General features: G+C 38.7%; 10 protein-coding genes and 4 pseudogenes. 7 read left to right on the forward strand and 7 right to left on the reverse strand.

What is annotated here, in order from left to right; genetic code table 11:
• Together V757_RS24770 and V757_RS24775 are read left to right on the forward strand one after the other, a co-directional pair.
• Positions 1 to 563: pseudogene (locus V757_RS24770) on the forward strand (aminotransferase class I/II-fold pyridoxal phosphate-dependent enzyme); the annotation flags it as partial.
• Between the two features lie 9 nt (positions 564 to 572).
• Positions 573 to 2,118, forward strand: a pseudogene (locus V757_RS24775) (UbiD family decarboxylase).
• A gap of 90 nt (positions 2,119 to 2,208) precedes the next feature.
• Here V757_RS24775 and V757_RS24780 read toward each other — a convergent pair.
• From V757_RS24780 to upp, 6 genes are all read right to left on the reverse strand, one after another.
• Complete coding sequence (locus V757_RS24780) at positions 2,209 to 2,616, reverse strand: HepT-like ribonuclease domain-containing protein (protein ID WP_023952296.1); 408 nt, start codon at positions 2,614 to 2,616, stop codon at positions 2,209 to 2,211.
• Positions 2,613 to 2,909 (reverse strand): nucleotidyltransferase family protein, encoded by a 297-nt coding sequence (locus tag V757_RS24785; protein ID WP_023952298.1) that lies wholly within the window; start codon positions 2,907 to 2,909, stop codon positions 2,613 to 2,615. Before V757_RS24785 ends, V757_RS24780 begins: the two co-directional genes overlap by 4 nt.
• A gap of 261 nt (positions 2,910 to 3,170) precedes the next feature.
• A complete protein-coding gene (locus tag V757_RS24790) occupies positions 3,171 to 3,500 on the reverse strand; it encodes a hypothetical protein (RefSeq protein ID WP_023952300.1) in 330 nt (109 codons plus the stop codon).
• A complete protein-coding gene (locus tag V757_RS24795; RefSeq protein WP_023952302.1) occupies positions 3,476 to 3,922 on the reverse strand; it encodes a phage holin family protein in 447 nt (148 codons plus the stop codon). The genes V757_RS24790 and V757_RS24795 overlap by 25 nt, the downstream gene beginning before the upstream one ends.
• Before the next feature lie 15 nt (positions 3,923 to 3,937).
• Complete coding sequence (locus V757_RS24800) at positions 3,938 to 4,249, reverse strand: ElaB/YgaM/YqjD family protein (RefSeq protein WP_023952304.1); 312 nt, start codon at positions 4,247 to 4,249, stop codon at positions 3,938 to 3,940.
• A 180-nt stretch (positions 4,250 to 4,429) separates the two neighbouring features.
• Positions 4,430 to 5,068 carry a uracil phosphoribosyltransferase gene (upp, locus tag V757_RS24805; RefSeq protein WP_031274782.1) on the reverse strand — a complete coding sequence of 213 codons (639 nt, stop codon included), beginning with the start codon at positions 5,066 to 5,068 and terminating at the stop codon, positions 4,430 to 4,432.
• A gap of 254 nt (positions 5,069 to 5,322) precedes the next feature.
• Between upp and queA the strand changes: the two genes are divergently transcribed.
• The 5 genes and pseudogenes from queA to secF all read left to right on the forward strand — a co-directional run bounded on the left by queA (position 5,323) and on the right by secF (position 10,925).
• Positions 5,323 to 6,378 (forward strand): tRNA preQ1(34) S-adenosylmethionine ribosyltransferase-isomerase QueA, encoded by a 1,056-nt coding sequence (queA, locus tag V757_RS24810; protein ID WP_023952309.1) that lies wholly within the window; start codon positions 5,323 to 5,325, stop codon positions 6,376 to 6,378.
• 9 nt (positions 6,379 to 6,387) lie between these two features.
• A pseudogene (tgt, locus tag V757_RS24815) lies at positions 6,388 to 7,526 on the forward strand (tRNA guanosine(34) transglycosylase Tgt).
• Positions 7,527 to 7,587: 61 nt separating this feature from the next.
• Positions 7,588 to 7,935, forward strand: a complete 348-nt coding sequence (gene yajC, locus V757_RS24820; protein ID WP_023952311.1) for a preprotein translocase subunit YajC — start codon at positions 7,588 to 7,590, stop codon at positions 7,933 to 7,935.
• Between the two features lie 118 nt (positions 7,936 to 8,053).
• Positions 8,054 to 9,949, forward strand: coding sequence for a protein translocase subunit SecD (gene secD / locus V757_RS24825; protein WP_031274783.1), 1,896 nt, complete (start codon positions 8,054 to 8,056; stop codon positions 9,947 to 9,949).
• Between the two features lie 33 nt (positions 9,950 to 9,982).
• Positions 9,983 to 10,925: pseudogene (gene secF, locus V757_RS24830) on the forward strand (protein translocase subunit SecF).
• A 179-nt stretch (positions 10,926 to 11,104) separates the two neighbouring features.
• On the opposite strand, the gene V757_RS24835 reads toward secF, so the two are convergent.
• Positions 11,105 to 12,370: an esterase-like activity of phytase family protein gene (locus V757_RS24835; protein WP_023952315.1), complete on the reverse strand. Its 1,266-nt coding sequence runs from the start codon at positions 12,368 to 12,370 to the stop codon at positions 11,105 to 11,107.
• Between the last annotated feature and the right edge of the window lie 158 nt (positions 12,371 to 12,528).

Raw genomic sequence — 12,528 nt, forward strand, 5'->3', positions numbered from 1 at the left:
TCTTGACGAAATTTATCTAGGCCTAAGCTATGACGGTAAACCTAAATCTGGGCTTGCTTTGGATGATGATCATTATCATTATTAATAGTTTTTCTAAATTCTTTAATATGACTGGTTGGCGTCTTGGTTGGATTATTGCGCCCAAGTATTTTGTACCTCACCTAGAAAAACTAACCTCAAGTTTAAATATTTGTGCCCCTACCATCGCACAGCACGCCGCCATTAGTTGCTTCAGTGACGAAGCCATGGCAATTTATAATGAGCGTAAGCTAGCATTCAAAGAGCGCAGGGACTACCTATTACAAGCACTATCAACGTTAAATCTACCAGTTCCAGTCAAACCTGACGGTGCTTTCTATATTTATATTGATATCAGTGCTTATTGCGACGATAGCATGATCTTTTGCCAACGCTTACTTAATGAAGCTGGTGTGGCGGTGACTCCAGGATTAGACTTTGGTCCAACATGGGCAAAGAAAATGATTCGAATTTCTTACGCTACATCGCTTGACCGCTTACAAGAAGCCATCGCTCGTTTACAAAAATTCTTACCCACTTTATAAGGTATCGGTGTGAAATACAAAGATTTACGTGATTTTATTGCCCAATTAGAACAAAAGAACGATTTAAAAAAAATTTAATCTACCTGTTTCTACACGCTTAGAAATGACTGAAATAGGTGATCGTACCTTAAGAAAAGCAGGACCCGCCCTTTTATTTATCAATGCACAGCATAATGGAAAAACAGCTAACATGCCTGTGCTCACTAATTTATTTGGTACACCAAACCGTGTCGCTTGGGGGATGGGGGCTGAGGATATCTCGGCATTAAAAGATATTGGTGAATTATTAGCCACACTGAAAGAGCCCGAGCCACCACGCAATTTAAAAGATGCATTTGGTAAGGTCTCCATGCTGAAATCGGCGTTGTGGGATATGCAGCCCAAAATGTGTCGTACAGCACCTTGTCAAGAAATCGTTTTAGTAAAAGATCAGGTTGATTTAAATCAGTTACCCATTCAAGAATGCTGGCCTGGTGATATTGCTCCATTAATTACATGGGGATTAGTCATTACCAAGGGGCCTAATGCCAAACGACAAAATTTAGGCATTTATCGCCAACAGTTAATCGGTAAAAATAAACTTATTATGCGCTGGCTATCCCATCGTGGTGGTGCATTAGACTTTAGAGACCATTGTTTAGCGAATCCTGGTAAACCATTCCCTATTTCAGTTGCCTTAGGGGCTGACCCTGCTACTATTTTGGGGGCTGTTACACCAGTACCAGATAGCCTATCAGAATACCAATTTGCTGGTCTGTTGAGAGGTTCCAGAACTGAGCTTGTTAAATCAATCGGCAATGATTTATCTGTACCCGCTTCGGCAGAGATTGTTTTAGAGGGACATATTCTACCCTCTACTCATCCAGATGCTAAACCATTTACTGTTCCACCCGGGGTTTCTCCTCCTAAAAATACTGACTATGAAGTTGCCTTAGAGGGACCTTATGGTGATCACACAGGCTACTACAATGAACAAGACTGGTTCCCAGTTTTTACTGTTGAGCGTATTACTATGCGCAAAAATCCTATTTATCATAGTACCTATACAGGCAAGCCACCAGATGAACCTGCTGTCCTAGGCGTTGCTCTCAATGAAGTTTTTGTTCCATTATTACGCAAACAGCTTCCAGAAATTATAGACTTCTACCTACCTCCTGAAGGATGTAGCTATCGTCTAGCAGTAGTATCTATCAAAAAACAATATGCTGGTCACGCCAAACGCGTTATGTTTGGTGTTTGGAGTATTTTGCGTCAATTTATGTACACAAAATTTATCGTTGTCGTGGACGATGATATTGATACACGCAATTGGAAAGAAGTAATCTGGGCAATGACCACGCGCATGGATCCTGTTCGTGATACGGTATTAGTAGAAAATACGCCCATTGATTATTTGGACTTTGCTTCACCTATTTCAGGTCTTGGTGGCAAAATGGGCTTAGATGCTACCAATAAATGGCCTGGCGAAACCTCTAGAGAGTGGGGAATACCGATTACTATGGACGAGACAACCAAATCTCGTGTAGATAGTATTTGGCAAGAGTTAGGGCTGTAAGTATCAAAATTAATATTGTGCACTACGCCCATAATGAATGTTTAATTTATGGGAGTAACTCATTTAGATAATTAAATGTTTATAACTGAGTTATATTTCTGATTTAGACTCTGGCAGTTCTTGGGACTGCATTAAATACTTTTGTGCGACCTCTTTTAGATAAGGTATTTGGTTTAAAAGATTCGGTATATGCTCCTGAGTAGCCATCCACACTAAATCTTCCTTAATATTAAAATAACCATGCACTAACTGATGTCGCATACCTGCTATTTGTTTCCATTCAATTTTTGAAGCTTGCTCAAGAAATTTGGGATAATCATTTTTTAAAACTGTACTTATCTCACCTAAATAAATAAGATTTAATGTTACAGCCTGAAGAGTTTTTATATCTGCCAAAAACTCTTCTTTTGTCATATCGTTAACATATTCTAAAATTAAAGACGCATATTTTTCAATATCCAAAATGCAATGGTCTATTCTAAGCTCCGACCGTTTCATACTTGAAATGCCTCTTTGAAAATTTCAGGTTTAAATTTTTCAGGAATTGATTGTTCCTCAACTAAATCAAATTTGTGACCAAAATACTCCTCTAAATCAGAATATAATCCACCTAACTCAAATACTGATGCATTTGGCTTTGCAGATACCAGAAAATCAATATCGCTATCTTCTCTATCTTCGCCACGGGCAACTGAACCAAAGACCCTTAAATTAGATAGTCTCGGATGATTTTTAAGAAACATTTCCCTAATCGCATCTCGATTAGCATAAAAAACTTCTGAGGGTCTCATATTATCTCCTTACTTATACAGATATTTTATATGAACTATAAGCCAGTTATAAAAGGTCTCTGTATATCAACCATGATATACAGTGTAGCCAAACACACTTTGATGAAAAATCCCTAAAGAATATTTTTCAAAATAGCTAACATTTAACGCAAAGCATATCTGGTAGAAATACATCCCTGAATACCTAATTAAAAAGACTGCAATCTGTTAAATACAGACGACAGCCCTAAGCACATTAATACATCACGTTTTCAAAGCAAATTACTTCTTAAATCGATTATAAATAAACCAAGAAGCCGCACCTAATCCTAATGTCCGAATAATGGCATTATCTACTTTTGTTAATCTTAATAACGTCTTAGCAATACCTAAGCTTAAACCGGGGTATTTTTGTAAATAGTGAAAAACGCTATTAGCTTTTGGCATCATATCAGCAAACACATTTGCACTTGTATTAAGAACATTTGACTTGATTGCTTCAGGTGTTAGTCCCTGCTTTAGATGATGCCAATCTGCTTTAACTTGTAAGCGATCAATATGCGCTTTAGTGAGTAAAGCCTGCAATGCTAAGTCTTCATCATGATTAGACATGGCTCTCTCCCTCTTTTTTCTGTTAATCGCTCTGCTACTACGACAGCATCTGTAGGGTGATTGGATTTAAACGTCGCAATATCATCTTTGAGAGTTGCTACGGTGTACTTAAATGGAGGCTTTGTACTAAAACTATTTTTTCGCATACAAATGATACAAATAGCTGATATCAATAAATAAGCAAAAAACATTCCCCAAACAGCGGTATGTCTATAAGGTGTATCCCAAAAATACACTGCCACAGCTACGCTTAATGCTAGTACGGCAAACACGGCAAATAAGAATGCCACGACGCCAAGAATTATCGTTGAAACAACTCTAGTTTTTTCTTGTGATAATTCCACGGCGAATAGTTTGGCACGCGTTTCGCTAAACGATGCCAAACTACTCACTAAATAAGCAAAATCTCGTTGTAAGCTCATAAGCTTCTCATTGACTTATTTACGACCAATGATAATACCTAGTAATAATGCCGCAATACTCACTGCTCCTACAGCACGCCATGGATTATCATAGACATACGTATTTGTGGCATTAACAGCCTCTTTAGTACGCTCGACAACTTCTTCTTTCTTCTCTTCAAAACCCTCTTGTACAGAGTTCAAAAGCTGCTTAGCACGCGAACGAAGTTCATCAGCTTTTTCATTGCCAGCTTTTGATGCTTGATTTAACAATTCCTCAGCATCCTCTACTGTCTTACGCAAATGAGCTAATAACTCTTCTTCTGTCAATGTTTTACGGGTTGCCATATCAATCTCCTTTATAAAATTTAAAATGAAGCACAATTAACTCAATTATTTTTTAAAGCTAAAAGCAAATTAAATTATCGTTGCTGTACTTCTATAATAGGGCCGAATGTAAAAAAAACAAGTATTATTCGAATTTTGTTACATATTAGCACTATTAGTCACAGCAGGATTTGAACCAAATCAATCTTCTTTTTGACGAGTACCAAATAAGCGATCACCGGCATCGCCTAAACCAGGAATAATATAGCCATTTTCATTAAGACGCTCATCAATGGCGGCTGTATAAATATCGACATCAGGATGTGCTGCTGTCACTTTTGCAATACCTTCTGGTGCTGATACCAATGTCAACGCTCTAATCTCTTTACAGCCAGCAGCCTTTAACATATCAATAGTCGCAATTAAAGACCCCCCAGTTGCTAGCATCGGATCAATAATTAACGCCAAACGCTGATCTAGTTCTCCCACTAGTTTTTTGAGATAAGTTCCCGCCTCTAGTGTCTCCTCGTTGCGAGCTATCCCTACAGCACTCACCTTTGCACCAGGAATTAAGTTCAGTACACCATCAAGCATACCAATGCCTGCCCTTAAAATAGGGACTACAGTCACTTTTTTACCTGCAATTTTTTGTACGTTGACTTCACCACACCAGCCTTCAACTGTTGTTTCCTCTAGCTCAAAATCCTTGGTGGCTTCATAAGTCAATAAAGTAGTCACTTCTTGTGCTAATTCTCTAAAGCTTTTTGTGCTTAGTTCCGCTTTACGCATAAGACCCATTTTGTGCTTAACCAAAGGGTGTTGGATTTCTTGAATAGCCATTAAAACTCCAAAAATAAACCACATCAATAACTTCCTAAATTCTAGCATGTAAACAGCATTTGAATATAGTAATAGCGAAGAATAATTGACAAGATAATCAATAGAAATCAACCCTATTCATCGTCTTTCTTTACATATTTAGAATGATGTCTATAACAATTTATTTATTCTTGGAAAGAAAGTATTAAAAGTGAGCATCTAGAATTTTATATAATGATTGCTTTGTTTTTGCTTCGTTTGTACCAAACACTTTGATGATAGATCCAAATTTGCACTTGGCTGACTTTGATTATGAGTTGCCTACAGAATTAATTGCCCAAAAGCCGACAGCTCAGAGAACGCAAAGTCGTCTGCTACGTATTGATGCTCAGCGTCATTGGCACGACCATCATTTCATAGACTTACCCTCTTTTTTAAAACCCAATGATTTGCTTGTCTTTAACAACACAAAAGTCATTAAAGCTCGCTTATTTGGCACAAAAGAAAGTGGTGGAAAAATTGAAGGATTAGTCGAACGCATCCTAACGCCTACTCAGGCACTGATGCATATAAAATCCAGTAAATCACCAAAACCTGGTAGTAAGATTATTTTTGCTAATGCCATAGAGGCCACCGTACTAGGTCGTCAAGACGATTTATTTGGGGTAGAGTTTGCGGTAGATATACTCACAACGCTAGACCAATATGGCTCATTACCTCTGCCACCTTATATTCAACATGCGGCAGATGAGCAAGATTCAGAACGTTATCAAACTGTTTATGCCAGTCCTGTAGGTGCTGTAGCTGCCCCCACGGCTGGCTTACACTTTGATGAGCAAATGCTAGAAACACTAAAGCAGCAAGGCATTAATACCTCTTTTGTGACATTACATGTGGGTGCTGGTACATTTCAACCTGTACGCGTAGATAAGATTAGTGATCATATCATGCATGCAGAATGGTACGAAGTTTCTGAAGAAACCGTCGCCGCTATTAAACACTGCCGTGATCTTGGGGGGCGAGTCTTTGCTATTGGCACAACTAGCGTCAGGGCACTAGAATCTGCCGCTATCCAAGCCGGAACTATTGAAGGCAAACGTATTCCCAAACCTCATCGTGGCGACACACGTCTATTTATGACGCCTGGTTTTGATATCAAAGTGGTGGATGGCTTATTAACTAATTTCCATCTTCCTCAATCCACCTTATTAATGCTCGTATCAGCCTTTATCGGTATTGACAATATGCGTGCAGCCTATGCATATGCCATTGAACAAAAATACCGTTTCTTCAGTTATGGCGATGCGATGCTTATTGAACCTACTTTTTAAATAATAATTATGTCTGGACTTAGTTTTAATTTAATCAATACAGAGGGTAAAGCACGCCGTGCTAGCATGACGCTCAATCATGGTACGGTACAAACGCCTATGTTTATGCCTGTAGGGACGTATGGTAGCGTTAAAGCCATGCTTCCTCACGAATTAAAAGAAATTGGCTCTCAAGTCATTCTAGGTAATACGTTTCATTTATGGTTACGCCCAGGTACAGATGTTATCGATAAACACAATGGATTGCATGGGTTTATGCAATGGGATAAGCCGATACTGACTGACTCAGGTGGTTTCCAAGTATTTAGTTTGAGTGACTTGCGTAGCAAAATCTCAGAAGAAGGCGTAAGATTTTCCTCTCCTATTGACGGCGCCAAATTATTCCTCACACCAGAAGAATCTATGCGTATTCAACGTTCGCTCAATTCTGATATTGTGATGGTGTTTGACGAATGTACACCTTATAAAATTGGTGATCGTCCTGCCACTCATGAAGAAGCGGCCAAATCAATGCGTATGTCATTACGTTGGGCAAAACGCTCTAAAGATGCCTTTAATGCACTAGGCAACCCTAATGCCCTCTTTGGCATTGTTCAAGGGGGAATGTTTGAAGATTTGCGTGACGAATCACTTGCAGGTTTAACAGATATAGGCTTTCATGCTATGCCATCGGAGGTTTATCGGTTGGTGAGCCCAAAGAAGATATGGAACGTATCTTAAACCATCTCGCCCATAAACTACCTGAAAATGCTCCCCGTTACCTAATGGGGGTAGGAACACCTGAAGACTTAGTCTATGGTGTATCCCAAGGTATTGATATGTTTGACTGTGTTATGCCCTCTCGTAACGCACGTAATGGTTGGTTGTTCACACGGTTTGGCGATATTAAAATTCGTAATGCTCGTTATAAGGACGATACTCGCCCACTCGATCCTACTTGCCATTGCCATACTTGCCAACACTTCTCTCGTGCCTATTTGCACCATATGCAAAAAGCCAATGAGATTACCGGTGCTCGCTTAAACACCCTACATAATTTGGCTTTCTATCTACAAATTATGCAAGAAATGCGCGATGCCATAGAGCATGGTAACTTTGAAGCATGGAAAGAACAATTTCATAAAGATAGGGCAAAAGGCATAGAGTAGTCGATAAACGGCTACAATATAGTGGAATTTCAAAAATTTAATTGTAAAAACGGAGCAATACATGTTATTAAATGACTTAATCCAATTATCTCTAGGTCAAGCTGCAGATGCTGGTGCTGGTGGTACTTTAGCAGGCTTATTGCCTATCATTCTGATGTTTGTGGTGCTTTATTTCTTAATGATTCGCCCACAAATGAAACGTCAAAAAGAGCACCGTGCCTTAGTAGAAGGATTAAAAAAAGGTGATGAGGTAATTACAGCAGGTGGTTTACTTGGTAAAGTTTCTCGTGTAACTGATAACTATATCGCTATTGAAGTAGCTCAACAAAACGGACAATCAGTAGAAATTTTATGTCAACGTGTAGCTGTCACTACCGTATTACCTACAGGCACTATCAAAGATTTATAATTTTTTGCTATCCAAGGGGCTGATTTCTTAGCCTCTTTTAATGGTTACGGTGGGCATTATCGTTGTGTTCACCGTATTTTCTATCCAACTGGATTTTATTTTTTATTGCTGGCTAGGTATGAATCGCTATCCTCTCTGGAAATACTTAATCGTTCTTGTTGCCTTAATTTTTGGCATTCTCTACACGATTCCTAATATTTTTGGGCAAGCTCCAGCTGTCCAAATTTCAAGTGCAAATGTGGCTCGTAAAATTGATGAGTCTATGCTGTCTCGTGTAGAACAAGTTCTCAAACAAAACAATATTCCTTTTACTAGCTCTCAGCTACAAGTCAATGGGTCAGTCGGCACTATTCGCGTACGTGTAGAATCACCTAGTATTCAATTACAAGCAAAATCTGCCATTGAAAAAGCACTTAATACAAACCCTGCAGAGCCTGACTATGTCGTTGCCTTGAATCTGCTACCTGCCTCACCTGACTGGCTAAGTAAGATTGGGGCTCATCCCATGTTCCTAGGTCTTGACCTACGTGGCGGTGTGCATTTCCTTTTACAAGTTGATATGCAAGGTGCTTTAGAGACACGTTATGACTCTCTTAGTAATGAGTTACGCACCCTCTTTCGTGACCAAAAAATTGCTGTAGATAGCATTAACCGTGCTGGTCAAACAATTACCTCGACGTTTGCGACAGAAGATGCTTTAACCAAAGCACAAGATTTAATTCGAACAAGATTGCCTGAATTACGCTCAACAGTGACATCCGCTGATGGTAAATTCATTTTAAATTCAACCATCAATCCAACTGAAATTACTCGTGTACAAAATACAGCATTACACCAAAACATCGTTACGCTACACAATCGTATTAATGAGCTAGGTGTTGCTGAACCGGTTATTCAACAACAAGGGGCTGATCGTATCGTTGTACAACTGCCAGGCGTACAAGACGTGGCAAAAGCCAAAGATATTCTTGGGCGTACGGCAACATTACAATTACGTTTAGTGGATGATTCACCGTCAGCAATTACGGCGCTATCTTCTGGAACTGTTCCTTTTGGTTTAGAAAAATTTAAAGATAGTGATGGTCGTGAGATTTTATTACGTCGACAAGTATTACTCACTGGTGAAAATCTTGAAAATGCGCAATCTGGACGTAATCAACAAAGTCAGCAACCTACTGTTAATCTAACGTTGGACAGCAAAGGATCGCGTATTTTCCGTGATGTAACTCGCGATAATATTAACAAACGCATGGCAATTGTCTTATTTGAAAATGGTAAGGGTCAGGTAGTTACCGCTCCTGTTATCCGTTCTGAAATTCCTAATGGTCAAGTGGAGATTTCAGGTTCGATGACGCCTACACAAGCAGCAGATATTGCCTTACTACTACGTGCTGGATCTTTAGCTGCTCCAATGTCAATTATTGAAGAGCGTACTATTGGCCCTAGCCTAGGTGAAGAAAATATTCAAAAAGGTTTTAAATCAACCTTATATGGCTTTATGATGGTCGCTGTCTTTATGATTATTTATTATCATATTTTCGGTATTTTCTCGACTATAGGTTTGATGTTTAACGTCTTACTATTACTTGCTTTACTATCATTATTACAAGCGACATTAACCTTGCCTGGTATTGCCGCAATTGCCTTAACATTAGGTATGGCAATTGACGCTAACGTACTGATTAATGAGCGTATCCGTGAGGAGTTACGAGAAGGTCTTTCTCCTCAACAAGCCATTAATATTGGTTTTGATAAAGCATGGGGTACTATTCTTGACTCTAACATCACCTCGCTGATTGTAGGTCTTGCACTATTAGCATTTAGTGGTCCTGGTCCTATCCGTGGTTTCGCTGTGGTTCACTGTCTTGGTATCTTAACGTCAATGTTCTCTGCTGTTGTGGGTGTGAGAGCGCTAGTTAACCTTTGGTACGGTCGTAAGAAAAAACTTAAATCAATTTCTATTGGTACCGTGTGGAAACCAAACACCTCTACCAATACAGAAACAACTGATTAATACCGTCGTGATGTAAGGTTTTTAGGAAATAAAATGGAATTATTTAAAATTCATAAAACCATACCGTTTATGAAGCATGCACTTGTACTCAATATTATTAGTGCAATTACCTTTCTATTAGCGGTATTTTTCATTGCAACTCGTGGCTTTAACCTATCCATTGAGTTCACAGGTGGTACCTTAATTGAAGCTAAATATGCTCAAACAGCTGATTTAGAAAAAATCCGTGGCGCAATCAGTAAGCTGAATTACTCAGACTTCCAAGTACAAAACTTTGGTACCTCTGAAGACGTGTTAATTCGCCTACCCTTGCAAGAAGGCAAAAGCTCTGCTGAACAAAGCCAGCAAATTCTTTCTGCCCTACAACAACAAGATAACTCTGTCAAATTAACCCGTGTGGAATTTGTAGGACCTCAAGTAGGTAATGAACTCTATACCAATGGTCTACATGCCTTTATCTTTGTCGTGGTTGGTATTTGCGTTTATCTTGCTTTCCGTTTTGAGTGGAAATTTGCTATTGCTGGTGTACTTGCCAATATGCATGATGTGGTGATTATTCTTCGGTTTTTTTGCCTTTTTCCAATGGGAGTTCTCACTAGCTGTACTTGCCGGCGTATTGGCGGTATTAGGTTATTCAGTCAACGAATCGGTAGTGATTATGGATCGTATCCGTGAAAACTTCCGCAAACAACGCAAATCCTCTGTTATTGAAGTGATTAATAGCTCTATTACTCAAACTATCTCCCGTACAGTGATTACTCACGGCTCAACACAAATGATGGTTTTAGCAATGCTATTTTTTGGTGGTCCAACCTTACACTATTTTGCACTAGCACTAACCATTGGTATTTGGTTCGGCATTTATTCGTCTGTATTTGTTGCTGCTGCCATCGCTATGTGGTTAGGTATTAAACGAGAGGATATGGTCAAAGCACCGAAAAAAGAAGATCCTGCGGCAGAACTTCTTGAGGATTAATTAATCACTCTGCTAGATTAAGATGCCGTTTACTAAAAAATGGCATCAAATAAAAACGGTGGATATATTTTCATATCCACCGTTTTTTTATTCTATCTTTATCCCTAATCAGCTATTCCTCAATATCATCCAGACGGTGAGTTAATCAAACTCACCACCGAACAATTAAAAGATAGATATTATTTAAGTGAGATAGGTAATACATAGAGCATATTACTATCTACTTTTTGATTAGGTAATGTCTTAATTTTGATTCCGGCTTTCTTATCCCCTACAGGAGCAATCGCAAAGTCATCATCATTAATCACGGCTAAATGGGTACGAGATTTGTCAGTAAAGAACATTCCTTCAAATTTATCATGCCCATATCCACCTTTAACATCTTTTGTTAGGCTTAACAGTTCTTTCTTTTGTGCTGGTTTAATACCAGCTTTTTCCAATGCGTCCCATTCTGTTTGCTCTAGGGTTTTACCGTCAACAAGTAAACCAGTTTCAGAAGCTACATCACCAGATACATCCGTTGCCTCAGAAATATCTACTAAATAAACTTTTTTACTGCCATCAAACTCACTATCTCGCTCATCAACTAAAAAATGTTTATCATCAATCGCCAAAATTTCTGAGTTAGCATAATCAGCTTTATCTTGTTGATATAAATATTGTTGACTTGCGCCGGTTTCTAAATTTAGCGTCACAATACGAGTTAAGGTTTTGTTTTTAACCTCATCTTTTGAAGGATTAAATAACGTTGATTGCATGATACCCACTAACGTTTTACCGTCAGGCAATATAGTAAGACCTTCCATCCCTCTATTCGCACGACGTTTAGCCAATACCGCAGGTAACGCCAATTTCCCCGTATTAGATTTCATGCCCAAAGGTGAAATACGCTCTAATTGTTTACCTTCAGCGTCAAAATGGGCAATATGTGGACCATATTCATCTGACACCCAGAATGAACCATCATCCATGACCACTAAACCTTCCGAATCAATACCATTATCATCCGTACCTACTTTATTACCTTTCATATCGACGGCAATTTCACCAGTTGATCCATAGCCTTTAGAATTAGGTAATCCCGTAATTGGCTTTCCTTCTGCTGTATGAAATTTAATTTCTTTGATTAATACAATAGAGCCGTCATTTTTGACTTCGAAATAGCCAATGGTTGGTTGGTAATCTGGGGTAGGAAAAATTTTCTCATTTTTATTTGGGCTATCTGCATTAGGGCCTCGATCTGTCATCGCATAAAAACGATTTTCATTTTTAGGATTAGCGGCAGCAGCAGAACCATAACCACCGTGATGAATAGGAACATTATCAATCGTAGTCAGTACAGAAAAAGGTAATGCTGTACCTTCCGCTGGAATATGGCTGAAACCAGCCATTGCAGATGAACAGGCAAGCGTTAACAACGATGGTAATAAATAACGTGCGAACATAATAATCCTTTGAATAGACAAGAAATACTTAATAAAAAGTGATTAATTCTATGATGTGGATATGACTATTCAATGACAATTAATTTTTTATACTTAACGTTCTCAAATATAGTTAAAGCCCTAAACATTTTTTTTGCTGAAACAAAAAGATAGCTATT

It is taken from the genome of Pelistega indica (assembly GCF_000506865.1).
GTDB lineage: Bacteria > Pseudomonadota > Gammaproteobacteria > Burkholderiales > Burkholderiaceae_B > Taylorella > Taylorella indica.